This window comes from Flavicella sp. IMCC45668, assembly GCF_057219105.1.
Genome location: NZ_CM170114.1, coordinates 51786 through 76272 on the forward strand (window position 1 = coordinate 51786; position 24487 = coordinate 76272).

The window sequence follows — 24487 nt, forward strand, 5'->3', positions numbered from 1 at the left end:
AATCATTTTTCTACATAAAAAAAGCGACACCGTGTGTCGCTTTTTTTTTATGTAGAATTGTTTTTGAAATCTATTTACATATTATTCAAAATAGCTTCCATTTCAATCTGAAGTTCTATTGCTTTTTCTTTGGCAATAGCTGCAAAATCTTCTCCTTGACCGGCATAAATAATTCCTCTTGAAGAATTGATCAATAAGCCACAATCTTTATTCAAACCGTATTTACAAACATCTTGTAAATTTCCTCCTTGAGCACCTACACCCGGCACGAGTAAAAAGTGATTTGGTACAATTTCTCGAATTCCTTTAAAATACTCCGCTTTTGTTGCTCCAACAACATACATTAACTGCTCATTATTGTCCCACGTCAAAGATTGCTTCAATACATTTTGGTATAGTTTTTCATCCTCAGCAACCTGCTGTGCCTGAAAATCCAATCCTCCTTTGTTGGAGGTTAAGGCAAGCATAATGGTAAACTTATCTTTAAAAGCTAAAAAAGGTTCTACAGAATCGCTACCCATATATGGGGCAACAGTAACTGAATCAAAATTTAAATTTTCAAAAAATGCTTTGGCATACATCGTTGAAGTATTTCCAATATCTCCACGCTTAGCATCTGCAATGGTGAATATTTCAGGGTGATTCGTGTTGATATATGCAATTGTTTTTTCTAAAGATTTCCATCCTTCTAAACCATAACATTCGTAAAATGCAGTATTTGGTTTGTAGGCAACAGCTAAATGATGTGTAGCATCAATTATTTGTTTGTTGAATTCAAAAATAGGATCTTCCGTATCCAATAAATGCTTTGGGATTTTGTTGATATCTACATCTAAACCAATACATAAAAAAGATTTTTTAAGTTGGATTTGTTCTATAAGTTGTTGTTTTGTCATTGCCCTATATTTTGAAACGCAAAAATATACTTTTCAATGCTTTTGTGAAAGTTTTTAAGTGCAAAGCTTTTTAAGGATTAAATTTAATAGAAAGGTTTGGTTAGATTGAAATTTTGCACAGGTTTTGCTATCTTGCGTTAAATTAGAATAAATAGGCTATGAAAGTGATTCATCAGATTCGTCATTATTTTGAGAGACATGGTTTCGATGTTTCAACACGTTTTTCGGAACGTTTAGGGATTGGTGTGAAAAACATTCGGTTATTGTTTATCTATCTTTCCTTTGTGACGTTTGGGATTTCTTTTGCACTTTATTTGATCTTCGCTTTTTTCCTAAAATTAAAGGATATGGTGTATACTAAAAGAACTTCTGTGTTCGATTTATAAACAACTTAAAATATTGCTATTTGTCGTCTAAAATTTACAAAGCCGTAGTCCTTTTTTTAAGTGCTATTTTTATAGGTGTCTTAGGGTATACTTATTTGTTTGACTTTTCTTTTGTGGATGGTTTGTATATGACTATCATTACAATTACCACGGTCGGGTTTAGTGAAGTGAATCCATTAACCGAAGAAGGCAAACTATTTACCATATTTTTGATTCTTACAAGTATTAGTATTTATGGTTATGTGGTGACAGTAGTTTCGGAATTTTTGTCTAACAGTACTTTGATGGAAGAACTTAAAAAGAATAAAATGTTGAAAAAAATAAATGCACTTGAAAATCATACCATCGTATGTGGTTATGGGAGAAATGGTAGACAGGCAGTTTCAAAATTGAATAATTTTAAAAAGTCTTGTGTCGTTATAGAAAAATCTCCTGAGCTTTTAAGAGAAATAGAAGAAGAAGGATTGCTTTTTATTGAAGGAGATGCTACAGATGATGATTCATTGTTAGAAGCTGGGGTTAGAAATGCTGAAAATTTGATTACGGCGTTACCTTCAGATGCAGATAATTTATATGTAGTGCTATCTGCAAGACAGTTGAACAGCAATATGAATATTGTGAGTAGAGCGAATAATGAATCTTCTCAAAAGAAATTAAAAATTGCGGGTGCCGATAATGTAATCATGCCAGATAAACTTGGTGGAGACCATATGGCATCTTTGGTAGTAACTCCCGATTTGGTTGAATTTGTGAATCGAATTTCATTGGATGGAGAGAGTTATGCGAATCTTGAGGAAATTTCTGTGGAAGATCTACCAAATAAATATTTAAACAAGTCTATCAGAGAATTAGATTTAAGAAGAACAACAGGCTGTAGTGTAATTGGTTTTATTACAGGAAATGGTGAATACATCATAAATCCTTCTTCGGATATGATTCTAGAGCCGAAGTCCAATTTAATTTTGTTAGGGAGACCAGACCAAATAGCTAAAATCAAAACTTTATTTTAAAATAACACTTGTACAGACAGTATTTGTTTCTTCAGTCAAAATTTGAATTCCATAAGAAGTCCCTATATTGCACCTAAAATTAACAAAGAACCTAAAACATTTATGAAGCGTAACCTACTAACCAGCTTAGCTGTATTGATAATTCCTTTTTTCGGATTTGCGAAAGAGCTAACAATTGATGAAAAAATTGAAGAAGAATTTAAGCCTTTTGCCGACTGGATTGGCTCCATTGTTTTTTATCCCGTTTCTATTGTTGGAATTAGTGTTCCTATCGTACTTATTGTGTTGTTACTAGGTGCCTTGTTTTTTACCTTGTATTTTAAGTTTGCAAATGTTCGTTTATTAAAGGTTGCGATCAATGCAGCAAAAGGGAAATATGATGCAGTAGATCATCATGAGGTTGATGTTGTGGCGGGAGATCCAACTCCTGGAGGAGATGTAAAAGAAAGTCCGCAAAGAGAAGGTGTTGTTGGAGAGGTAACGCATTTTCAAGCGTTAACAGCTGCTTTATCGGCAACAGTAGGTCTAGGAAATATTGCGGGTGTTGCTGTGGCGATTGCAATTGGTGGACCGGGTGCAACCTTATGGATGATTTTAGCTGGGTTTTTAGGGATGTCTACTAAGTTGGTAGAGGCTACTTTAGGGGTTAAATATCGTGAAGTTGGAGAGGATGGAAAGATCTATGGAGGACCTATGTATTATTTAAAAAAGGGTCTGAAAGAAAGAAACATGGTTGGGCTAGGAAAAGTGCTAGCTGTTATATATGCGGTTTTTGTTGTTGGTGGTTCTTTCGGAGGAGGGAATATGTTTCAATCCAATCAAGCAGCAAATCAGCTTCAAGTTTTATTTGGAGTAGAAAATGGTTTTTGGTTTGGTTTGGCAATGGCAGTTCTAGTTGGAATTGTGATTATTGGTGGGATCAAAAGAATTGGTCAGGTAACAGAGAAAATAGTTCCTTTTATGGGAATTCTTTATATAGGTGCAGCAATCGTGATTATTGTTATGAATTTTGATGTAGTGCCTCAAGGTATAAGTGATATTTGGACAAGTGCTTTTGGAAATGATGCTGTGATTGGTGGAGTGATAGGAGTGATGATACAAGGATTTAGAAGAGCTGCCTTTTCAAATGAAGCTGGAGTTGGATCTGCATCGATTGCCCACGCTGCAGTAAAAACGAGGTTTCCAGCGAGTGAGGGAATTGTTGCTTCTATTGGACCTTTTGTAGATACTGTGATTATCTGTACTATGACAGCTCTAGTGATAGTGGTAACAAATATCAAAAGTAATTTATTTACTTATGGTAATTTAGATGGAAGCAATGTGATCTTAAATAGTAGCGGAGCAAAAGTTGGTGGGGTAGATCTGACATCTGTTGCTTTTGATTCGGCAATTCCGAATTTTTCTATTATCTTAACTATAGCAGTAATACTATTTGCTTTTTCAACAATGTTGTCGTGGTCTTATTATGGTATCCAAGGATGGAAATATTTATTTGGAAAAGGACGTGTTGCTGATTTTACTTACAAGGCATTGTTTTTATTTGTGATTGTAATTGGAGCTTCTTCTAGTTTGAACTCTGTGGTAGAATTTTCGGATTCTATGATTTTTGCGATGGTATTCCCAAATGTTTTAGGACTACTAATTTTAGCACCTAAAGTAAAAGATGAACTAAAAAGATATTTGAAGGCAATAAAAAGTTAAAACTTCTATGAGAAAACTAAGACCCCATTTCGTTTATAACAAAAGACAACGAAATGGGGTTTTTTGTTTTATGTTGTTGTTGGTGTGTGTGCAAGTGGTTTATTTTTTAGTTTCTAATAAAACAGAAAATTTTACGGTTGATAGCGATGAATTTATTGTTCTGTCTAAAAAGATAGACTCTTTGAAAGCGGTAAAGGGGAAAACCCAAAAGATATATAGATTCAATCCTAATTTTATAACAGATGAAAAAGGTTATGAATTAGGTATGTCCATCCAAGAAATAGATAGGCTACATTCTTTTAGAAATCAAAATAAATGGATATACTCGATAAAGGAATTTCAGGAAGTCACTAAAGTTTCTGATAGTTTGTTAGAAATTTGGTCGGCTTACTTTACATTTCCTTTTAAAAACCAACCTAAAAATAAAAAAACTAGTAAGGTCAATGGGAATGTACATATTGTAAAAAAAGATATTAATAAGGCTACAAAGCAAGAGCTTCAGTTGATTTATGGAATCGGGGATAAGTTATCGACACGTATTATAAAGTATAGAACCCTTTTGCATGGGTTTTCTTATATGGATCAATTGCATGAAGTTTATGGTTTGGATGCTAAAGTAATATTTGAGTTGAACAAGTATTACAAGGTGTTTTTAATCCCTGTTCAGGAAAAAATAAATATAAACACAGCCTCTTTTAAAGAAATTTTGGGCAATGTGTATGTGGATTATGCTACAACAAAACTATTATGTAGGTACAGAGATTCTGTGGGAGAGGTGAATAACTTGGAAGAAATAAAAAAAATACCAGGTTTTCCCATTGAAAAATATCATAGAATAGCATTATATTTGCGAGCTGAATAAATAGGTCGTATTTTTGTTTAATAATTTAAGCAAAAGATTAAACAAAGTATTCTTCATGAATTTCGAATATACAGAAACACAAAAGATGATTGCCGAATCCGTAAGGGATTTTGCCCAACAGCATATCAAACCATTTGTAATGGAATGGGATGAAAGTCAAATTTTTCCAATTGATTTATTCAAGAAGATCGGGGAAATGGGATTTATGGGGATTTTAGTACCTGAAGAGTATGGAGGATCGGGATTAGGATATCATGAATACATTTCAATTTTGGAAGAAATTTCAAAAGTGGATGGTTCTATTGGTTTGTCTGTAGCTGCACATAACTCTTTGTGTACCGGGCATATTCTACAATTTGGTAACGAAGCGCAAAAAAATAAATGGCTACCAAAGCTAGCTTCTGGCAAAAGTATAGGAGCTTGGGGGTTAACAGAGCATAATACAGGTTCTGATGCAGGAGGTATGAGTACTACTGCTGTAGAAGATGGAGATTATTATGTGTTAAATGGAGCCAAAAACTTTATTACCCATGCTATTAGCGGAGACATTGCCGTAGTAATAGTAAGAACTGGTGAAAAAGGGGATTCTCATGGAATGACGGCTTTTGTTATTGAAAAAGGAACACCAGGTTTTAGTTCTGGGAAAAAGGAAAATAAACTAGGAATGCGTGCCTCTGAAACTGCAGAGCTTATCTTTGACAACTGTCGTGTACCGAAAGAGAATATTTTAGGTGAAATAGGAGAAGGATTTATTCAGTCTATGAAGGTTTTAGATGGAGGAAGAATTTCTATTGGGGCTTTGTCTGTCGGTATTGCTAAAGGTGCCTATGAGGCAGCCTTGAAATATTCTAAAGAACGTGTGCAGTTTGGGAAGCCGATTTCTTCATTTCAAGGAGTTTCATTCAAATTAGCGGATATGGCTACAGAGATTGAAGCTTCGGAGTTATTAATTCATAAAGCCGCATATCTTAAGAATCATAAAAAGCCTATGACCAAGATTGGTGCAATGGCTAAGATGTATGCATCAGAAACTTGTGTGAAGGTTGCGAATGAAGCTGTTCAAGTGCATGGAGGTTATGGCTATACGAAAGATTTTCCGGTGGAGAAATTTTACAGAGACTCTAAATTGTGTACGATAGGTGAGGGAACAACCGAAATTCAAAAGGTGGTTATCTCAAGAAATATATTAAAAGAGTAAAAAAAGGTTGTCAATCGGAAATAAATTGTATTTTTGCAATCCGAAAAAGTAAACTACAATTGAAATAAGTTTGTTTCAATTTAAACATATTAAAGAGAGTACGATGAGAGGAGGTGATACCCTATGTTAATTATACCTATAAAAGAAGGAGAAAATATCGATAGAGCGCTAAAACGTTTTAAGAGAAAATTCGATCGCACGAAAACGATGAGACAATTGAGAGAGCGTCAGCAGTTCACGAAGCCATCTGTGGCAAACCGTAAACAAAACATCAAAGCGAAATACATCCAAAGATTAAGAACAAACGAAGAGTTAAGTTAATCTAAGAGTATAAAAAATATAAAACCTGTTTCATTTTATGAAGCAGGTTTTTTTATGGTCTTATATTTCGTAGTTTTGTTTGATAGCGTTAAATGTTAGGCATGATAGAAAGGTTTATTGAATATATAAGTTTGGAGAAAAAATATTCTCAGCACACGGTGAATGCTTATAGAAAGGATTTAGAGTCTTTTCAAACTTATAATAAGGCCAACATTGATGATGGTGATATTTCTAACGTTAGCTATGGTGAGATCCGTTCATGGATTGTTGCCTTAGTCAATTCAGGCTTGTCAAATAGGACAGTAAACCGAAAGGTAAGTTCTTTGAATAGCTTTTATAAATACTTACAAAGGATTGAAGAAATCCAAATCAATCCCTTAGCGAGTCATAAAGCTCTAAAAGTAGCTCAACGATTACAGGTTCCGTTTTCTCAAAATGAAGTTGCCGCTGTGATTGATGGAATGGATTTTGAAAGTTTTCCAGGACTAAGAGATAAGCTCTTGGTAGAGTTGTTGTATTCGACAGGAATGAGAAGAGAGGAGTTGATTGGTTTAAAGGGGGATTCGGTGGATTTTCATAATGACACCTTAAAAGTGCTCGGAAAGCGGAATAAAGAACGTTATGTTCCCTTGCTTCAATCGGTTAAGGAGACTCTTAAGTTATACCTTAAAATAAAGGAAGAGGAATTCGGCCCGACCGAGTATCTTTTAGTCTCAAATAAGGGAAATAAATTATATGGAACGCTTGTTTATAGGATAATAAAATTATACTTTAGTAGGGAATCTACGAAGGTAAAGAAAAGTCCTCATGTGATTCGTCACTCTTTTGCGACGCATATGTTAAACGAGGGGGCAGATTTGAATTCGGTTAAGGAGTTACTAGGGCATTCCAGTTTAGCCTCAACTCAAATCTATACTCACACCAGCTTAGATTATTTAAAGGAAGTGTATAACCAAGCTCACCCTAGGAGTAAAAAATAATATTACATGAAAGTATTTGTACAGTCTGTAAACTTCAACGCAGATAAAAAGTTAGTTGATTTCGTAGAAAAGAAGGTAATGGGACTTGAGAAGTATCACGATAAAATAATTGATGTTGAAGTGTTTCTAAAAGTTCAAAAAACGAGCGAAAAAGAGAATAAAATCACCGAAGTAAAAATTAACATCCCTGGAAGTGAGTTGATTGTGAAAAAAGAGACGAAAACTTTTGAAGAGGGAGCTTCTGCTGCTGCGGATACAATGAAGCGCCAGTTGAAGAAATCGAAAGAAAAGGAAAGGGAATTACAACATTAAAAAAAAATAAAAATTACAGCAAAAAGTTTGTTGTGATGAAAAAAACTTTATACATTTGCAGTCCGTTAGAAATAATGGACTGTTTTTTTGTGCAGGAATGCCGATGTAGCTCAGCTGGCTAGAGCAGCTGATTTGTAATCAGCAGGTCGTGGGTTCGAGTCCCTCCATCGGCTCTAAAGTAAGTTTAACTTACAGTGAAATGCAAAAAAACAAATTGGAGTTTTGAAATGAGAATTTGAAAACTTTGTTCTTTGAATAATGGTGAGATACTCAAGTGGCCAACGAGGGCAGACTGTAAATCTGCTGCGCAAGCTTCGTAGGTTCGAATCCTACTCTCACCACAATGATTTTAGCAGAAATGTTAAAAGGGAATTTGATGATTAGAATGCGAAAGTAGCTCAGTTGGTAGAGCGTCAGCCTTCCAAGCTGAATGTCGCCGGTTCGAACCCGGTCTTTCGCTCTAAGTCAAATCTTGGCCGGTGTAGCTCAGAGGTAGAGCGTTTCCTTGGTAAGGAAGAGGTCACGGGTTCAATTCCCGTCATTGGCTCAAAGAAAAAAAATAAGAGTATAATAAAATAAGTATATAAACTAAGAATTAAAATTAATAATCATGGCTAAGGAAACTTTTGACCGCTCGAAACCACATTTGAACATTGGTACTATTGGGCACGTAGATCACGGTAAAACTACATTAACTGCTGCTATTACAACTGTATTAGCTGCTGCTGGACTTTCAGAAGTGAAAGATTTCGATCAAATTGATAATGCTCCGGAAGAAAAAGAAAGAGGTATTACAATTAACACATCTCACGTTGAGTATCAAACTGCTAATCGTCACTACGCTCACGTTGACTGTCCTGGTCACGCGGATTACGTAAAGAACATGGTTACTGGTGCTGCTCAAATGGATGGTGCGATTTTAGTTGTAGCTGCAACTGATGGACCAATGCCACAAACTAGAGAGCACATCTTGTTAGGAAAACAAGTAGGGATTCCTAGAATTGTTGTTTTCATGAACAAAGTGGATTTAGTTGATGATGAAGAGTTATTAGAGTTAGTTGAAATGGAGGTAAGAGAATTACTTTCTTTCTATGACTATGATGGTGATAATGGACCGGTAATCGCTGGATCTGCATTAGGTGGATTGAATGGTGATGCTAAATGGTCTGAGAAGATTTTAGAATTAATGGCAGCTTGTGACGAGTGGATTCAAGAGCCATTAAGAGAAGTTGATAAAGATTTCTTAATGCCTATCGAGGATGTATTCTCTATTACAGGTCGTGGTACAGTAGCAACTGGACGTATCGAAACTGGAATCGCTAATACTGGAGATGCTGTTGATATCATTGGTATGGGTGCTGAGAAGTTAACTTCTACAATTACTGGTATTGAAATGTTCCGTCAAATCTTAGATAGAGGTGAGGCTGGAGATAATGCAGGTATCTTATTGAGAGGTATTGCTAAAGAAGATATCAAAAGAGGAATGGTAATCTGTAAGCCAGGTTCTGTAACTCCACACGCTAAGTTTAAAGCTGAGGTGTATGTATTGAAAAAAGAAGAAGGTGGACGTCATACTCCATTCCATAACAACTACCGTCCACAGTTCTACGTACGTACAACTGATGTAACAGGAACAATTAACTTGCCTGATGGAGTTGAAATGGTAATGCCAGGAGATAACTTGACAATTACTGTTGATTTACACCAGCCAATTGCAATGAATGTTGGTTTACGTTTTGCAATCCGTGAAGGAGGTAGAACAGTAGGTGCAGGTCAGGTAACTGAAATCTTGTAAGAATTACAAAATAAGAATATTCGGAGTGTTTTACTTTGTGTAGGACACTCCGTTTTTACGGGCGTAGCTCAGTTGGTAGAGCACTGGTCTCCAAAACCAGGTGTCGTGAGTTCGAGTCTCTCCGCCCGTGCAATAAAAAAAATAATAGAATGAGTGTTATAAATTATATCAAAGAATCATTTGAAGAATTGAATACCAATATGACTTGGTTGCCAAAAGCTGAAGCTCAAAAATCTACTGTTGTAGTGGCGGTATTTACTATAATATTTGCATTGGCAGTGTTTGCAGTGGATTCAGTATTTCAAAATGGTTTGGATAAATTTTTTAACATGTTTAATTAAGACTAATGGCTGATTCTGTTAAAAAGTGGTACGTAGTTAGAGCTATTGGAGGACAAGAGAATAAAGTAAAGTCTTATATAGAAACAGAGATTTCTAGATTAGGACTTTCTGATTTTGTAGAACAAGTATTAGTTCCAACTGAAAAAGTAATCCAAATCCGTAATGGAAAGAAGATAAATAAAGAAAGAATTTATTTTCCGGGATATATTATGGTGGAGGCTAATTTAAGTGGTGAAGTTCCTCACGTTATAAAATCTGTAACGGGTGTTATAGGTTTCTTAGGAGAAACTAAAGGTGGTGAACCAGTTCCATTAAGAAAAAGTGAAATCAATAGGATGTTAGGTAGAGTTGATGAACTTGCTGTTCAGAACGAAAACGTGGCAATTCCTTATACAGTTGGTGAAACTGTAAAAGTGGTTGATGGACCTTTCAACGGTTTTGATGGTATCATTGAAAACGTTAATGAAGAGAAAAGAAAACTAGAAGTAATGGTGAAGATTTTTGGAAGAAAAACACCGTTAGAGTTAAGTTACATGCAAGTAGATAAAATCTCTTAATTGTAATAAAAAATATTATCTGTTACACATGGCTTCCACTATATGTAAATAAATAATTAGAAAATGGCAAAAGAAGTAAGTAAAGTAGTAAAATTACAAGTACGTGGGGGAGCGGCTAACCCGTCTCCACCAGTGGGTCCTGCTTTAGGTGCTGCCGGAGTAAATATCATGGAGTTCTGTAAGCAATTTAATGCTAGAACTCAAGATAAACAAGGAAAAGTTTTACCTGTTGCAATTACTGTATACCAGGATAAATCTTTTGATTTTGTTATCAAAACTCCTCCAGCAGCTGTTCAAATTTTAGAAGCAGCGAAAGTTAAGAAAGGATCAGGTGAGCCGAACCGTAGTAAGGTTGCAAGCATCACTTGGGATCAAGCAAAAGCAATTGCAGAAGACAAAATGGCAGATTTAAATGCATTTACGATTGAGTCTGGAATGAAGATGATTGCTGGTACTGCTCGTTCTATGGGAATTACTATGAAAGGAGATGCTCCACAATAAACTTTAAGAAATGGCAAAATTAACAAAAAAGCAAAAAGAAGCTCAAGCTAAGGTAGACAGTTCTAAAGTATATTCTGTATCAGAAGCAGCTGCATTAGTAAAGGAGATTACAACAGTAAACTTTGACGCATCAGTAGATTTAGCAGTACGTTTAGGAGTTGATCCTAGAAAAGCTAATCAAATGGTTCGTGGAGTTGTTACTTTACCACATGGTACAGGTAAAGATGTTAAAGTACTTGCATTGGTTACTCCAGATAAAGAGGCAGAAGCAAAAGAAGCTGGAGCTGATTATGTTGGATTAGATGAGTACTTACAAAAAATAAAAGGTGGTTGGACAGATGTTGATGTAATTATCACGATGCCAAGCGTTATGGGTAAATTAGGACCATTAGGACGTGTATTAGGACCTAGAGGATTAATGCCAAACCCTAAAACAGGTACGGTAACTATGGATGTAGCAAAAGCTGTTACTGAAGTAAAAGCTGGTAAAATTGACTTTAAAGTTGATAAAACTGGAATCGTACACGCTGCAATTGGAAAAGTATCTTTCGATGCTGAGAAAATTGCTGATAACGCAAATGAATTAATTCAGACGCTTATTAAGATGAAACCTGTTGCTGCAAAAGGAACTTACATTAAAAGTTCTTACATGTCTAGTACAATGAGTACTGGATTAGCATTAGATATTAAATCAAATTAATAGGAAGTTAAATCGTAAATTATGACAAGAGAAGAAAAATCGCAAGTAATCGATGCTTTAACTGCCCAATTAACTGATAACAGTATCATTTATGTAGCTGATATCTCAGGTTTAAATGCAGAAGCTACTTCTAACTTAAGAAGAGCTTGTTTTAAAGCAGACGTAAAATTAGCTGTAGTTAAAAATACATTGCTTGCTAAAGCAATGGAAAATTCTTCAAAAGAGTTTGGAGAATTACCATCAGCATTGAAAGGAAATTCATCTATTTTATTATCAGAAACAGGAAATGCTCCTGCTAAGATTATAAAAGAGTTTAGAAAAAAATCTGACAAACCAGTATTAAAAGGAGCTTACATAGAGGAAGCTGTTTACTTAGGAGACGATCAATTAGAGAACCTAGTGAACATCAAGTCTAAAGAAGAGTTACTTGGAGATATCATTGGATTGTTACAGTCACCTGCACAAAATGTTGTTTCAGCATTACAATCAGGAGGACAAACACTTTCAGGTATTGTTAAAACTTTATCAGAAAGATAGAATACGCGCACAAATAAATTATTATAACACACATTAAAATTACACAAAATGGCAGAATTAAAAGATTTCGCAGAGCAGTTAGTTAACTTAACAGTAAAAGAAGTAAACGAATTAGCTACAATATTAAAAGATGAGTATGGTATCGAGCCAGCTGCAGCAGCAGTAGCAGTAGCGGGACCAGCAGCAGGAGGAGCAGACGCAGCAGAAGAAAAATCTGAGTTTGACGTAATCTTGAAATCAGCAGGAGCTTCTAAATTAGCAGTTGTAAAATTAGTTAAAGAATTAACTGGTTTAGGATTGAAAGAAGCTAAAGGAATCGTTGATAGTGCACCAGCACCAATCAAAGAAGGAATCGCTAAAGATGAGGCAGAAGGTCTTGTAAAATCTTTAGAAGAAGCTGGAGCTGAAGTAGAGCTTAAATAAGCTTTTCACCCAACAATTAAATTACGGTTTAGGTCAGAAGGAGTCTCCTTTTGATCTAAACCATTTTTTGCATTTATATTTATTCTTTATTTAACACAGAATTTTAACTAAAATTTTTTCTCCTTTGGCAACGAAAAATAGTACTGAAAGAATAAACTTTGCATCGGCAAAATTAGCTACGGACTATCCAGATTTCTTGGATATCCAGATTAAATCTTTCCAAGATTTTTTCCAGTTAAAAACGAAAGCAGATTCGCGAAGTGATGAAGGTTTGTACAAAACTTTCATGGACAATTTCCCAATTACAGATACAAGAAACAACTTTGTATTAGAATTTTTAGACTACTTTGTAGATCCACCTAGATATTCTATCCAAGAATGTATCGAAAGAGGTTTAACACACAGTGTACCTTTAAAAGCACGTTTAAAATTATATTGTACTGATCCTGAGCATGAGGATTTTGAAACAATTGTACAGGATGTATATTTAGGAACAATTCCTTATATGACAGATTCAGGTACCTTTGTGATCAATGGTGCAGAGCGTGTAGTAGTATCTCAATTACACCGTTCTCCTGGTGTATTCTTTGGGCAATCATTCCATGCAAATGGAACCAAGTTATACTCAGCAAGAGTTATTCCTTTTAAAGGATCTTGGATAGAATTTGCAACTGATATCAATCAAGTAATGTATGCTTATATTGATAGAAAGAAAAAATTACCAGTTACTACTTTATTCCGTGCTATCGGATTTGAAAGAGATAAAGATATTTTAGAGATTTTTGACCTTGCAGAAGAGGTGAAAGTATCTAAAAGTGGTTTAAAGAAAATTTTGGGTCGTAAATTAGCGGCTCGTGTATTGAAATCTTGGCATGAAGATTTCGTTGATGAAGATACTGGAGAAGTGGTATCTATTGAAAGAAACGAAATTGTTTTAGATAGAGATATTATTCTTGAAAAAGAACATATTGAAGAGATTATTGATTCTGGAGCAAAAACAGTGTTGTTGCATAAAGAAGATAATGAGATGGCAGATTATGCTATTATTCACAATACTCTTCAAAAGGATCCAACGAACTCTGAGAAGGAAGCTGTTGAGCATATTTACCGTCAATTGCGTAATGCTGAACCGCCTGATGAGGAAACTGCACGTGGAATTATTGACAAATTGTTCTTCTCAGAACAACGTTATAATTTAGGGGAAGTTGGTCGTTATAGAATGAACAAAAAGTTACAACTTGATGAGTCGTTAGACGCAAAGGTTTTAACTAAAAATGATATTATTACGATAGTAAAATATTTGATTGAATTGATCAACTCTAAAGCGGAAGTTGATGATATTGATCACTTATCTAACCGTCGTGTAAGAACTGTTGGTGAGCAATTAGCAAGCCAGTTTGGAGTAGGTTTATCAAGAATGGCTCGTACAATTCGTGAGAGAATGAATGTTCGTGACAATGAAGTATTTACTCCTATTGATTTGATCAACGCGAAAACTTTATCTTCAGTGATAAATTCTTTCTTTGGAACAAATCAGTTATCTCAGTTTATGGATCAAACGAATCCATTAGCAGAGATTACACATAAGCGTAGATTATCTGCCTTAGGACCAGGTGGTCTTTCAAGAGAAAGAGCAGGGTTTGAGGTTCGTGATGTACACTACACACATTATGGTCGTTTATGTCCTATTGAAACACCAGAGGGACCAAATATTGGTTTGATTTCATCTTTAGCAGTGTATGCGAAAGTGAATCACCTTGGTTTTATTGAAACTGCATATAGAGAAGTAAATGATGGTGTGGTAAACATCAAAGATGAGCCTATCTATTTAAGTGCTGAGGAGGAAGAAGGTCATAAATTTGCTCAATCTAACCTTCCGTTAGATGGAGAAGGAAACTTTGTTGCAGAGAAAATTATTTCTAGAGAAGAGGCTGATTATCCAGTTGTTTCTCCTACAGAAGTAAGCTATATGGATGTATCTCCAAATCAGATTGCGTCTATTTCTGCATCTTTAATTCCTTTCTTGGAACATGATGATGCCAACCGTGCATTGATGGGATCGAATATGATGCGTCAAGCGGTACCATTATTACGTCCGGAAGCTCCTATTGTAGGAACTGGATTGGAAAGAAGAGTAGCTAAGGATTCTAGAATTTTGATCAACTCAGAAGGAGCTGGTGTAATTGAATATGTAGATTCTAATAAAATTACAATCAAGTATGATAGAACTGAAGAGGAGAGACTTGTAAGTTTCGATACTGATGAGAAATCTTATGACTTGATTAAGTTTAGAAAAACCAACCAAGGAACTAACATTAACTTGAAGCCTATTGTAAGAAAAGGTGATAGAGTAGAAGAAGGTCAAGTTCTTTGTGAAGGATATGCTACACAAAAAGGTGAATTAGCACTTGGTAGAAATATGAAAGTAGCCTTTATGCCTTGGAAAGGGTATAACTTTGAGGATGCGATTGTAATTTCTGAAAGAGTAGTTAGAGAAGATATATTTACTTCTATTCATATTGATGAATATTCATTAGATGTTAGAGATACGAAATTAGGAAACGAAGAGTTAACTAATGATATCCCGAATGTGTCTGAAGAGGCTACAAAAGATTTGGATGAAAATGGAATGATCCGTATCGGTGCGGAGGTGAAGCCAGGAGATATTTTAATTGGAAAAATTACTCCTAAAGGTGAATCTGATCCAACACCAGAGGAAAAATTATTACGTGCTATCTTTGGTGATAAAGCAGGTGATGTAAAAGATGCATCATTAAAAGCTTCTCCATCATTAAGAGGTGTTGTAATTGATAAAAAGTTATTCCAGAGAGCTGTTAAAGATAAGTCTAAGAGAACTAGAGATAAGGAAGAAATTGCAAAATTAGAGAATGAATTTGCAGTTCAATTTGAATCTTTAAAAGATTCATTGATTGAAAAACTTTTCAACCTTGTTACTGGAAAAACTTCTCAAGGTGTACAAAATGATTTAGGTGAAGATGTTTTCCCTAAAGGTAAAAAGTATACATTGAAGATGTTGAACTCTGTAAATGATTATACGCACTTAACAAAAGGTTCTTGGACAACGGATGAGGCTTTAAATGATATGATTGGTGAGTTAATTCACAATTATAAAATTAAAGTAAGTGATTTACAAGGTACCTTACGTCGTAGTAAATTTACTATTAGTGTAGGGGATGAGTTACCAGCAGGAATCTTAAAATTGGCTAAAATTTATGTTGCTAAGAAACGTAAGTTGAAAGTTGGTGATAAGATGGCGGGACGTCACGGAAATAAAGGTATTGTAGCTCGTATTGTAAGAGCAGAAGATATGCCATTCTTAGAAGACGGAACACCAGTTGATATCGTATTGAACCCATTAGGGGTACCATCTCGTATGAATATTGGTCAGATTTATGAAACAGTATTAGGATGGGCTGGACAAAAGTTAGGTCAGACTTATGCGACTCCGATTTTCGATGGTGCATCATTAGATGAAATCAACGGATTGACAGATGAGGCAGGAGTGCCAAGATTTGGACATACGTATCTTTATGATGGTGGAACTGGAATGCGTTTCGATCAACCAGCAACAGTTGGGGTTATTTATATGATCAAACTAGGGCATATGATTGAAGACAAAATGCACGCTCGTTCAATCGGACCTTACTCATTGATTACGCAACAACCACTTGGAGGTAAAGCTCAATTTGGAGGTCAACGTTTTGGAGAGATGGAAGTATGGGCATTAGAGGCATATGGTGCTTCTAGTATCTTGAGAGAAATCTTAACAGTTAAATCTGATGATGTAATGGGAAGAGCTAAAACTTACGAAGCAATCGTGAAAGGAGAGCAAATGCCAGAGCCAGGTTTACCTGAATCATTTAACGTATTAATGCATGAACTGAAAGGTTTAGGATTAGACGTTAGATTAGAGGACTAAATATTATAGGGTAGTAAAGAGTAATCTTTGCTACCCATTATATAGAGTCAGATCGGGAAAATAATATTTACATTTTAAATTCGAATCCATTTACCATGGCAAGAAAAGAAGATAAATACACTGTAAAAAAATTCAGTAAAATATCAATTGGTTTATCATCACCAGAATCTATCTTAGATGTCTCTAAGGGAGAGGTGTTAAAGCCAGAAACAATAAATTACCGTACACATAAGCCTGAAAGAGATGGTTTATTTTGTGAGCGTATTTTTGGTCCTATCAAGGATTTTGAATGTGCTTGTGGAAAATACAAAAGAATTCGTTACAAAGGAATCGTTTGTGACCGTTGTGGAGTAGAAGTTACGGAGAAAAAAGTACGTAGAGATAGAGTAGGACATATCAATTTAGTGGTGCCAATTGCTCATATTTGGTACTTTAGATCGTTACCTAACAAAATGGGATACCTTTTAGGATTGCCATCTAAGAAGTTAGATATGATCATTTACTACGAGCGTTATGTAGTAATTCAAGCAGGTGCTGCTTCTAATTTGGATGGAACACCATTGAATAAAATGGATTTCTTAACAGAAGAAGAGTATTTGGATATCTTGGAAACAATTCCAATGGAAAACAGATATCTTGACGATTCAGATCCAGAAAAGTTCATCGCTAAGATGGGAGCTGAATGTTTGATTGATTTATTAGATCGTATCGATTTAGATAGTTTGTCTTATGAGTTACGTCACAAAGCAAATACAGAAACATCTAAACAACGTAAGACAGAGGCATTAAAACGTTTGAATGTTGTTGAAGCGTTTAGAGATTCTGCAAAAAATAGAGAAAATAATCCAGCTTGGATGATTATGAAGGCGATTCCAGTAATACCGCCAGAATTACGTCCGTTGGTTCCTTTAGATGGTGGTCGTTTTGCGACTTCTGATTTAAATGATTTATACCGTAGAGTAATAATACGTAACAACCGTTTGAAGCGTTTGATGGAAATTCAAGCACCAGAGGTTATCTTACGTAATGAAAAACGTATGTTGCAAGAATCAGTTGATTCATTATTTGATAACACACGTAAAGCTTCTGCAGTAAAAACAGAGTCTAATAGACCTTTGAAATCTTTATCAGATTCATTAAAAGGTAAACAAGGTCGTTTCCGTCAAAACTTATTAGGAAAGCGTGTTGATTATTCTGCACGTTCTGTAATTGTTGTTGGACCAGAAATGAAATTGTCTGAATGTGGATTGCCAAAAGATATGGCAGCAGAACTATACAAGCCTTTCGTAATCCGTAAGTTGATTGAAAGAGGTATTGTTAAGACTGTAAAATCTGCAAAGAAAATTATAGATAAAAAAGAACCTGTAGTTTGGGATATTTTGGAGAATGTTTTAAAAGGACATCCAGTATTGCTAAACCGTGCACCTACGTTGCACCGTTTGGGAATCCAAGCATTCCAACCTAAATTGATTGAAGGTAAAGCGATTCAATTGCACCCATTAGCCTGTGCCGCCTTCAATGCGGATTTTGATGGGGATCAAATGGCGGTACACTTGCCATTAGGACCTGAAGCTATTTTAGAGGCTCAGATGTTATTATTGGCATCTCATAATATTTTGAATCCAGCCAATGGTGCTCCAGTAACAGTTCCTTCTCAGGATATGGTACTTGGTTTGTACTATATGACTAAGGAAAGAATTTCAACTCCTGAAGTACCAATTAAAGGGGAAGGTTTGACATTCTATTCTCCAGAAGAAGTTAATATTGCTTACAATGAAGGGCAAGTTAACTTGAATGCTGGAATTAGTGTAAGAACTCAGGATATTGATGAAAACGGAGATCAGGTAACAAAAATTATCAAAACTACTGTTGGTAGAGTATTGATTAATGAAGTTGTTCCTGCAAAGGCTGGTTATATCAATGAAGTATTGACTAAAAAGAATTTAAGAGATATTATTGGTGGTATTTTAAAAGCGACTGATATTCCTACAACGGGGAAATTCTTAGATGATATTAAAACAATGGGATTCACATTCGCATTCCAAGGTGGTTTATCATTTAGTTTAGGAGATATTATTATACCTGCTGAAAAACAAAGTATGATTGACGCTGCCAATGAAGAGGTAGAGGTGATCATGGCGAACTATAACATGGGTATGTTAACGAATAAAGAGCGTTACAACCAAGTTATTGATATTTGGGGATCTACTAACAACCGTTTGACAGAATTGTCAATGAAGCGTTTGAGAGAGGATCAACAAGGATTTAACTCGGTATACATGATGCTTGATTCTGGAGCCCGTGGATCGAAAGAGCAAATTCGTCAATTAACAGGAATGCGTGGATTGATGGCAAAGCCTAAAAAGTCTACAGCTTCTGGTGGAGAAATTATTGAAAATCCAATTCTTTCTAACTTTAAGGAAGGTTTATCAATTTTGGAATACTTTATATCAACACACGGTGCGCGTAAAGGTCTTGCCGATACTGCCTTAAAAACGGCGGATGCTGGTTACTTAACACGTCGTCTAGTTGATGTTTCTCAAGATGTAATTATCAATGAAGATGATTGTGGTACATTAAGAGGATTAGAAGTTGCTCCATTAAAGAAAAACGATGAAATCGTTGAATCATTAAGCGAAAGAATTGTTGGACGATTTACATTGCATGATGTAGTTCACCCAGTAACTAAAGATGTAATTTTAGGAGCTTCAACATTAATTTCTGATGAAGTAGCTAAAGAAATTGAATTAGCAGGTGTTGATACGGTAGAAGTGAGATCTCCATTAACTTGTGAGGCAACTACTGGTATTTGTGCTAGTTGTTATGGTCAGAGTTTATCAACTCGTACAATGGTTCAAAGAGGAGAGTCTGTTGGTGTAATTGCAGCACAGTCTATTGGTGAACCTGGTACTCAGTTAACATTAAGAACATTCCACGTTGGTGGGGTTGCCGGAAATATTTCTGAGGACAATAAGTTGATTGCTAAGTTTGACGGTAAAGTTGAAATAGAAGATCTTAATACAATCAAAGGTGAAGATGGTCAAGGAAACATGGTTGATATCGTGATTTCTAGAACTTCTGAAATTAAGATTGTTGATGAAGTAACAGGATTGGTATTGAGTTCAAACAATATACCTTATGGTTCTCATGTTTTCGTAAAAGGAAAGAAGAAAATCAAAAAAGGAGAAGTTGTGTGTCAATGGGATGCATTTAACGGAACAATTGTTTCTGAATTCGGTGGAAAGATCGTCTTTGATAATGTTGAAAGAGGAATTAACTACACCGTAGAAGTTGATGAACAAACAGGATTCCAAGAAAAGGTAATTACTGAATCTAAGAATAAGAAAATTATTCCTGCATTGATTATTGAAGGAGAAAACGGTGAGGCATTACGTTCTTATAGTTTACCTTTAGGATCACACTTAATGGTGGATGATGGAGATGTTGTTGAGGCTGGTAAAGTCTTAGTGAAAATTCCTCGTAAATCTGGTAAAGCAGGGGATATTACAGGAGGTTTACCTCGTGTAACTGAATTATTTGAAGCACGTAACCCTTCTAACCCAGCTGTAGTTGCTGAGACTGATGGTGTTGTTTCATTCGGTAAAATTAAACGTGGTAACCGTGAGATTATCGTTGAATCTAAATTAGGAGATATTAAAAAGTATCTAGTGAAACTTTCTAATCAAATCCTAGTTCAAGAGAACGACTTTATCAAAGCAGGTATGCCGTTATCTGATGGGGCTACAACTCCAAATGATATTCTTAAAATTCAGGGACCAGCAAAAGTACAGGAGTACTTGGTAAATGAAATACAAGAAGTTTACCGTTTGCAAGGGGTAAAAATTAATGACAAGCATTTTGAAGTAGTTGTACGTCAAATGATGCGTAAAGTTAGAATTATTGATTCTGGTGATACATTGTTCTTAGAGAATGCTTTGGTTCATAAAAATGACTTTATCGAACAAAATGATGCTATCTACGGAATGCAAGTAGTTGAAGAAGTTGGAGGTTCTGAAGAATTGAAAGCTGGACAAATTATTTCTGCTCGTAAATTGAGAGATGAAAACTCTTTATTACGTCGTGAAGATAAAGATTTAGTAGTAGCTAGAGAGGCTAGACCTGCAACAGCAGAGCAAATCTTACAAGGTATTACAAGAGCGTCATTACAGACTAAATCATTCATCTCTGCAGCTTCTTTCCAGGAAACTACAAAAGTATTGAATGAGGCTGCTGTAAGCGGTAAAGTAGATAACTTAGAAGGATTGAAAGAGAATGTTATTGTTGGTAAACGAATTCCTGCTGGTACAGGTATGCGTTCTTATAATAACTTGATCGTAGGTCCTAAAGAGGAAATCGAAGAAAGTTTTAATTAAGATTAACCTGGTTAATTTATAATACATAAGGATTGGTTCACGAGAAATTGTGGACCAATCTTTTTTTTAAAACAGTTTATACATATCTTTAACCTATGAATGAAGAACAGAAAAAAGACGGACAATTAAATATTGAATTGGATGAGAAAATTGCAGAAGGAACGTACTCGAATCTTGCTATCATAAATCATTCGGTATCAGAATTTATAGTTGATTTTATCAATGTAATGCCAGGGACACCTAAGGCAAAAGTAAAATCTAGAATTATTTTAACACCTGAGCATGCAAAAAGGTTGACCAAGGCCTTAGCTGAGAATATCAAAAGATTTGAAGCTGCGAATGGAAAAATTAATGAACCTGAAGAAACTCCTATTCCAATGAATTTTGGTCCAACAGGGCAGGCATAAAAAATATATTTTATGAATTGAACCTAATGTATTTTGCGTTAGGTTTTTTTTATGTCTTTTTTAAATTGAAATGGAATTATTAATTTTGTGTTTGTAGCAATTATCATTGCATTTTCCGATATTTGTAAACCTTAATTCTTTACTCGGTTTGAAACAGCATGGGTTGATTTAATAGAAAAATAAATAAATAATTAGTAAAAAAACACACTATATGTCAGACGATAAGAAAGTCATTTTTTCCATGTCGGGTTTGAGTAAAACCTATCAAAGTACAGGAAAACAAGTTTTAAAAAATATTCATTTAAGTTTTTTCTATGGTGCCAAAATTGGTATTTTAGGTTTGAATGGATCGGGTAAGTCTTCCTTATTAAAAATTATTGCAGGAGTAGATAAGAATTATCAAGGAGATATTAATTTTCTGCCTGGATATTCTGTTGGGTTTTTAGAGCAAGAACCGATATTAGATGAATCTAAGACTGTATTGGATATTGTTAAAGAAGGAGTTGCGGAAACAGTAGCTGTGCTAGATGAGTATAATAAAATCAATGATCAGTTTGGTTTAGAAGAAGTATATTCTGATGCGGACAAGATGGAGCAATTGATGAACCGTCAGGCAGAATTACAAGATCAAATAGATGCTTCTGATGCTTGGGAATTAGATACGAAATTAGAAATAGCAATGGATGCATTGCGTACTCCAGAACCTGATAAATTAATTTCAGTTTTATCTGGAGGGGAGAGACGTCGAGTTGCTTTGTGTCGTTTGTTGTTGCAGCAACCAGATGTGCTGTTGTTGGATGAGCCTACCAATCACTTGGATGCTGAGTCTGTACATTGGTTAGAGCATCATTTAGCTCAATATAAAGGAACTGTGATAGCTGTAACGCATGATAGATATTTCTTAGACAATATCGCTGGTTGGATTTTAGAATTGGATAGAGGAGAAGGAATACCTTGGAAAGGAAACTATTCTTCTTGGTTAGATCAAAAATCACAGCGTATGGCACAGGAAGACAAAACGGCTTCTAAACGTCAGAAGACATTAGAGCGTGAGTTGGAATGGGTAAGACAAGGTGCTAAAGGACGTCAATCAAAATCTAAGGCTCGTTTGGCGAGTTATGATAAATTGATGAATGAAGACCAAAAAGTAAAAGAGGAAAAATTAGAGATCTACATTCCTAATGGACCTCGTCTAGGATCAAATGTTATTGATGCGAAAGGGGTTTCTAAAGCATTTGGTGATAAATTGCTTTATGACAATTTAGAATTCATCTTACCACCGAATGGAATTGTTGGTATTATTGGTCCTAATGGTGCTGGTAAGACTACTATTTTTAGAATGATCATGGGTGAAGAAAAAGCAGATGGTGGTGAATTTACAGTTGGAGAAACAGCTAAGATTGCCTATGTAGACCAATCACATTCGGATATTGATCCTGAGCGTTCCATTTGGGCAAACTTTGCAGATGAGCAAGATTTGGTAATGATGGGTGGTAAAATGGTGAATTCACGTGCATACCTAAGCAGATTTAATTTTAGTGGATCAGAGCAGAATAAAAAAGTAAATACTTTATCCGGAGGGGAGCGAAATAGATTGCATTTAGCAATGACGCTAAAGGAAGAAGGAAATGTTTTGCTTTTGGATGAGCCAACAAATGACTTGGATGTAAATACATTGAGAGCTTTAGAAGAGGGATTAGAGAACTTTGCTGGATGTGCTGTAGTAATCTCGCATGATAGATGGTTCTTGGATAGAATATGTACACATATTTTAGCTTTTGAAGGGGATTCTCAGGTTTACTTTTTTGAAGGAAGTTTCTCGGAATATGAAGAGAATAAAAAGAAACGTTTGGGTGGAGATTTGATGCCAAAACGTATCAAGTATAAAAAGTTGATTAGATAATATCAAAAAAAAGCCGTTACATGATGTAACGGCTTTTTTATTATTTGCTATAAAGTTTTTTTCTAATTCTACTCAATTGGATTGGAGTGATACCTAATCTTGAAGCAATGTGATATTGATTGATTAAATTATCGATATTTGGGATTCTTTTTTGAAGAATCAAATAACGTTGTGTTGCATTTAATGTCAATAATTCATCGTTTGTTTTTTGTAAATGAGCATAGTGTAATTCAACTGTTCTAGTGTACCAGGCAGCAATTTCTTGGTTTTCCTTGCACTTTTGAACAAGCATATTATAATTAATTCTTAGAACGGTACAATCTGTTAAACATTGACACGCAATTTTACTAGGTTGTCTCGTTATTAGAGCTTCCGTAGCTGCCAAAATATTATAAGTACTGATAAGAGATCTTATGTATTCAACACCTTTCTCAGTTTCGCTATAGGACCTAGCTACACCTGTTTGTATAAAATATAAATGATCTGGAATAGTTCCAATTTCTGTTAATACGGTACCTGCTTTATATGTTTTCTCCTCACACATATCCATATATATCCGAAAAGAATCTTCAGATAATGGAGATATATTATTCATGAATTGATGTAATTCGTTCATTCGTAGATCTTTAGGGTTGTTTTTGATAACATTTGTTAATTTATAAATATATAGAAAATTTATAATATTTATTAATAAACAGAGCGTAGTTTTACAAAAGCTTAACCTACGGATTCATTTGGTTTATAGATTGTAGGTATTTGTAGGAAGCTGGTCCTTCCATAAATAATAAATCTAGAATACTCAAGTTTTGTTGAAATCCATGTTTGGCATCAAACATTTGGATATAGTTAGGGAAGTCCCAATTTACTTTTTGTTTGGCATGAGCTAAAAACCTATAGTCGTTGTTGTTCTCTAAAGAAAATTCATGGGTCCGTTCATAGGAGGTTTCTTCTTGAAGAGATTCTAAAATGAAATTATGAAAGCTAATATTTAAGTCAATGAGGTATTTGTTTTCTTTTTGAAAGATAGCAATGATATCTGACTCATAGAATTCGTAAAAAGGAGAGGATCTATAAGCGGCTTGAAGGGATTTGATATGATTGTCATACCATTTGGAACTGTCATAATCGATTTGAATCTCCTTTGTTTTTCTTGAAGAAGTACCGTGTTTGACCGGTATGTTTAGAAGCTGTTTTCCATTCGGTCCAGCAATATAACAGCGATTTCTATAAGTTTGCTTCTGATAATTATCTTCGAATTCAAAAGCAATATGCTTCTCTCCATAGATTGCTGCATATTGTGCAATTGGAGAGAAGTATGTTGGTTGAAAGAGTTTCATGAAGGGA

General features: G+C 35.1%; 22 protein-coding genes and 5 tRNA genes. 24 read left to right on the plus strand and 3 right to left on the minus strand.

The window, feature by feature from the left end:
- Window positions 1-74: 74 nt before the first annotated feature.
- Window positions 75-896 (minus strand): orotidine-5'-phosphate decarboxylase, encoded by an 822-nt coding sequence (gene pyrF / locus AC2DZ0_RS00255; protein ID WP_484642955.1) that lies wholly within the window; start codon window positions 894-896, stop codon window positions 75-77.
- A 158-nt stretch (window positions 897-1054) separates the two neighbouring features.
- Here pyrF and AC2DZ0_RS00260 point away from each other — a divergent pair, with 158 nt between their 5' ends.
- The 24 genes from AC2DZ0_RS00260 to ettA all read left to right on the plus strand — a co-directional run bounded on the left by AC2DZ0_RS00260 (window position 1055) and on the right by ettA (window position 23143).
- Window positions 1055-1282 (plus strand): PspC domain-containing protein, encoded by a 228-nt coding sequence (locus AC2DZ0_RS00260; protein ID WP_484491034.1) that lies wholly within the window; start codon window positions 1055-1057, stop codon window positions 1280-1282.
- Between the two features lie 20 nt (window positions 1283-1302).
- On the plus strand, window positions 1303-2292 hold the full coding sequence (locus tag AC2DZ0_RS00265; RefSeq protein WP_484491035.1) for a potassium channel family protein: 990 nt from the start codon (window positions 1303-1305) through the stop codon (window positions 2290-2292).
- Window positions 2293-2394: 102 nt separating this feature from the next.
- Window positions 2395-3993 (plus strand): alanine/glycine:cation symporter family protein, encoded by a 1599-nt coding sequence (locus AC2DZ0_RS00270; RefSeq protein WP_484491036.1) that lies wholly within the window; start codon window positions 2395-2397, stop codon window positions 3991-3993.
- 7 nt (window positions 3994-4000) lie between these two features.
- A complete protein-coding gene (locus AC2DZ0_RS00275) occupies window positions 4001-4855 on the plus strand; it encodes a helix-hairpin-helix domain-containing protein (RefSeq protein WP_484642957.1) in 855 nt (284 codons plus the stop codon).
- A gap of 55 nt (window positions 4856-4910) precedes the next feature.
- The gene (locus tag AC2DZ0_RS00280) at window positions 4911-6053 is read left to right on the plus strand and encodes an acyl-CoA dehydrogenase family protein (protein ID WP_484642959.1); all 1143 of its coding nucleotides are present in this window, start codon (window positions 4911-4913) and stop codon (window positions 6051-6053) included.
- A 123-nt stretch (window positions 6054-6176) separates the two neighbouring features.
- Window positions 6177-6374 (plus strand): 30S ribosomal protein S21, encoded by a 198-nt coding sequence (gene rpsU, locus AC2DZ0_RS00285; RefSeq protein WP_300321031.1) that lies wholly within the window; start codon window positions 6177-6179, stop codon window positions 6372-6374.
- A gap of 101 nt (window positions 6375-6475) precedes the next feature.
- Window positions 6476-7354 (plus strand): tyrosine-type recombinase/integrase, encoded by an 879-nt coding sequence (locus AC2DZ0_RS00290; RefSeq protein WP_484642961.1) that lies wholly within the window; start codon window positions 6476-6478, stop codon window positions 7352-7354.
- 6 nt (window positions 7355-7360) lie between these two features.
- On the plus strand, window positions 7361-7666 hold the full coding sequence (hpf, locus tag AC2DZ0_RS00295) for a ribosome hibernation-promoting factor, HPF/YfiA family (RefSeq protein WP_484491040.1): 306 nt from the start codon (window positions 7361-7363) through the stop codon (window positions 7664-7666).
- 99 nt (window positions 7667-7765) lie between these two features.
- Window positions 7766-7839 (plus strand) — tRNA-Thr (locus AC2DZ0_RS00300).
- An 87-nt stretch (window positions 7840-7926) separates the two neighbouring features.
- Window positions 7927-8007 (plus strand) — tRNA-Tyr (locus AC2DZ0_RS00305).
- Between the two features lie 46 nt (window positions 8008-8053).
- Window positions 8054-8126: transfer RNA gene (locus AC2DZ0_RS00310), tRNA-Gly, on the plus strand.
- Between the two features lie 15 nt (window positions 8127-8141).
- Window positions 8142-8213: transfer RNA gene (locus AC2DZ0_RS00315), tRNA-Thr, on the plus strand.
- A gap of 63 nt (window positions 8214-8276) precedes the next feature.
- The gene (tuf, locus tag AC2DZ0_RS00320; RefSeq protein ID WP_484642963.1) at window positions 8277-9461 is read left to right on the plus strand and encodes an elongation factor Tu; all 1185 of its coding nucleotides are present in this window, start codon (window positions 8277-8279) and stop codon (window positions 9459-9461) included.
- Window positions 9462-9518: 57 nt separating this feature from the next.
- A tRNA-Trp gene (locus AC2DZ0_RS00325) sits at window positions 9519-9591 on the plus strand.
- A gap of 19 nt (window positions 9592-9610) precedes the next feature.
- On the plus strand, window positions 9611-9802 hold the full coding sequence (gene secE, locus AC2DZ0_RS00330) for a preprotein translocase subunit SecE (RefSeq protein WP_484491042.1): 192 nt from the start codon (window positions 9611-9613) through the stop codon (window positions 9800-9802).
- 5 nt (window positions 9803-9807) lie between these two features.
- A complete protein-coding gene (gene nusG, locus AC2DZ0_RS00335) occupies window positions 9808-10359 on the plus strand; it encodes a transcription termination/antitermination protein NusG (protein ID WP_484491043.1) in 552 nt (183 codons plus the stop codon).
- Window positions 10360-10422: 63 nt separating this feature from the next.
- Window positions 10423-10860 (plus strand): 50S ribosomal protein L11, encoded by a 438-nt coding sequence (rplK, locus tag AC2DZ0_RS00340; protein WP_484642964.1) that lies wholly within the window; start codon window positions 10423-10425, stop codon window positions 10858-10860.
- Window positions 10861-10870: 10 nt separating this feature from the next.
- A complete protein-coding gene (gene rplA, locus AC2DZ0_RS00345; RefSeq protein WP_484491045.1) occupies window positions 10871-11560 on the plus strand; it encodes a 50S ribosomal protein L1 in 690 nt (229 codons plus the stop codon).
- A 21-nt stretch (window positions 11561-11581) separates the two neighbouring features.
- Window positions 11582-12097 carry a 50S ribosomal protein L10 gene (rplJ, locus tag AC2DZ0_RS00350; protein WP_484642966.1) on the plus strand — a complete coding sequence of 172 codons (516 nt, stop codon included), beginning with the start codon at window positions 11582-11584 and terminating at the stop codon, window positions 12095-12097.
- A 48-nt stretch (window positions 12098-12145) separates the two neighbouring features.
- On the plus strand, window positions 12146-12520 hold the full coding sequence (gene rplL / locus AC2DZ0_RS00355; protein WP_484491047.1) for a 50S ribosomal protein L7/L12: 375 nt from the start codon (window positions 12146-12148) through the stop codon (window positions 12518-12520).
- A 124-nt stretch (window positions 12521-12644) separates the two neighbouring features.
- Window positions 12645-16460, plus strand: a complete 3816-nt coding sequence (rpoB, locus tag AC2DZ0_RS00360; RefSeq protein ID WP_484491048.1) for a DNA-directed RNA polymerase subunit beta — start codon at window positions 12645-12647, stop codon at window positions 16458-16460.
- A 95-nt stretch (window positions 16461-16555) separates the two neighbouring features.
- Window positions 16556-20833: a DNA-directed RNA polymerase subunit beta' gene (rpoC, locus tag AC2DZ0_RS00365; protein ID WP_484491049.1), complete on the plus strand. Its 4278-nt coding sequence runs from the start codon at window positions 16556-16558 to the stop codon at window positions 20831-20833.
- Between the two features lie 95 nt (window positions 20834-20928).
- Window positions 20929-21240 carry a DUF3467 domain-containing protein gene (locus AC2DZ0_RS00370; RefSeq protein ID WP_484491050.1) on the plus strand — a complete coding sequence of 104 codons (312 nt, stop codon included), beginning with the start codon at window positions 20929-20931 and terminating at the stop codon, window positions 21238-21240.
- A 211-nt stretch (window positions 21241-21451) separates the two neighbouring features.
- Window positions 21452-23143, plus strand: coding sequence for an energy-dependent translational throttle protein EttA (gene ettA / locus AC2DZ0_RS00375; RefSeq protein WP_484642968.1), 1692 nt, complete (start codon window positions 21452-21454; stop codon window positions 23141-23143).
- A gap of 40 nt (window positions 23144-23183) precedes the next feature.
- Here ettA and AC2DZ0_RS00380 read toward each other — a convergent pair whose 3' ends face one another.
- The gene (locus tag AC2DZ0_RS00380; protein WP_484491052.1) at window positions 23184-23759 is read right to left on the minus strand and encodes a Crp/Fnr family transcriptional regulator; all 576 of its coding nucleotides are present in this window, start codon (window positions 23757-23759) and stop codon (window positions 23184-23186) included.
- 106 nt (window positions 23760-23865) lie between these two features.
- Window positions 23866-24480, minus strand: a complete 615-nt coding sequence (locus AC2DZ0_RS00385; RefSeq protein ID WP_484642970.1) for a WbqC family protein — start codon at window positions 24478-24480, stop codon at window positions 23866-23868.
- Window positions 24481-24487 lie beyond the last annotated feature (7 nt).

Coding starts and splice junctions, on each gene's coding strand:
- pyrF (WP_484642955.1), bottom strand. CDS start 896: ATGACAAAACAACAACTTATAGAACAAATCCAACTTAAAAAATCTTTT.
- AC2DZ0_RS00260 (WP_484491034.1), top strand. CDS start 1,055: ATGAAAGTGATTCATCAGATTCGTCATTATTTTGAGAGACATGGTTTC.
- AC2DZ0_RS00270 (WP_484491036.1), top strand. CDS start 2,395: ATGAAGCGTAACCTACTAACCAGCTTAGCTGTATTGATAATTCCTTTT.
- AC2DZ0_RS00275 (WP_484642957.1), top strand. CDS start 4,001: ATGAGAAAACTAAGACCCCATTTCGTTTATAACAAAAGACAACGAAAT.
- AC2DZ0_RS00280 (WP_484642959.1), top strand. CDS start 4,911: ATGAATTTCGAATATACAGAAACACAAAAGATGATTGCCGAATCCGTA.
- rpsU (WP_300321031.1), top strand. CDS start 6,177: ATGTTAATTATACCTATAAAAGAAGGAGAAAATATCGATAGAGCGCTA.
- AC2DZ0_RS00290 (WP_484642961.1), top strand. CDS start 6,476: ATGATAGAAAGGTTTATTGAATATATAAGTTTGGAGAAAAAATATTCT.
- hpf (WP_484491040.1), top strand. CDS start 7,361: ATGAAAGTATTTGTACAGTCTGTAAACTTCAACGCAGATAAAAAGTTA.
- tuf (WP_484642963.1), top strand. CDS start 8,277: ATGGCTAAGGAAACTTTTGACCGCTCGAAACCACATTTGAACATTGGT.
- secE (WP_484491042.1), top strand. CDS start 9,611: ATGAGTGTTATAAATTATATCAAAGAATCATTTGAAGAATTGAATACC.
- nusG (WP_484491043.1), top strand. CDS start 9,808: ATGGCTGATTCTGTTAAAAAGTGGTACGTAGTTAGAGCTATTGGAGGA.
- rplK (WP_484642964.1), top strand. CDS start 10,423: ATGGCAAAAGAAGTAAGTAAAGTAGTAAAATTACAAGTACGTGGGGGA.
- rplA (WP_484491045.1), top strand. CDS start 10,871: ATGGCAAAATTAACAAAAAAGCAAAAAGAAGCTCAAGCTAAGGTAGAC.
- rplJ (WP_484642966.1), top strand. CDS start 11,582: ATGACAAGAGAAGAAAAATCGCAAGTAATCGATGCTTTAACTGCCCAA.
- rplL (WP_484491047.1), top strand. CDS start 12,146: ATGGCAGAATTAAAAGATTTCGCAGAGCAGTTAGTTAACTTAACAGTA.
- rpoC (WP_484491049.1), top strand. CDS start 16,556: ATGGCAAGAAAAGAAGATAAATACACTGTAAAAAAATTCAGTAAAATA.
- AC2DZ0_RS00370 (WP_484491050.1), top strand. CDS start 20,929: ATGAATGAAGAACAGAAAAAAGACGGACAATTAAATATTGAATTGGAT.
- ettA (WP_484642968.1), top strand. CDS start 21,452: ATGTCAGACGATAAGAAAGTCATTTTTTCCATGTCGGGTTTGAGTAAA.
- AC2DZ0_RS00380 (WP_484491052.1), bottom strand. CDS start 23,759: ATGAACGAATTACATCAATTCATGAATAATATATCTCCATTATCTGAA.
- AC2DZ0_RS00385 (WP_484642970.1), bottom strand. CDS start 24,480: ATGAAACTCTTTCAACCAACATACTTCTCTCCAATTGCACAATATGCA.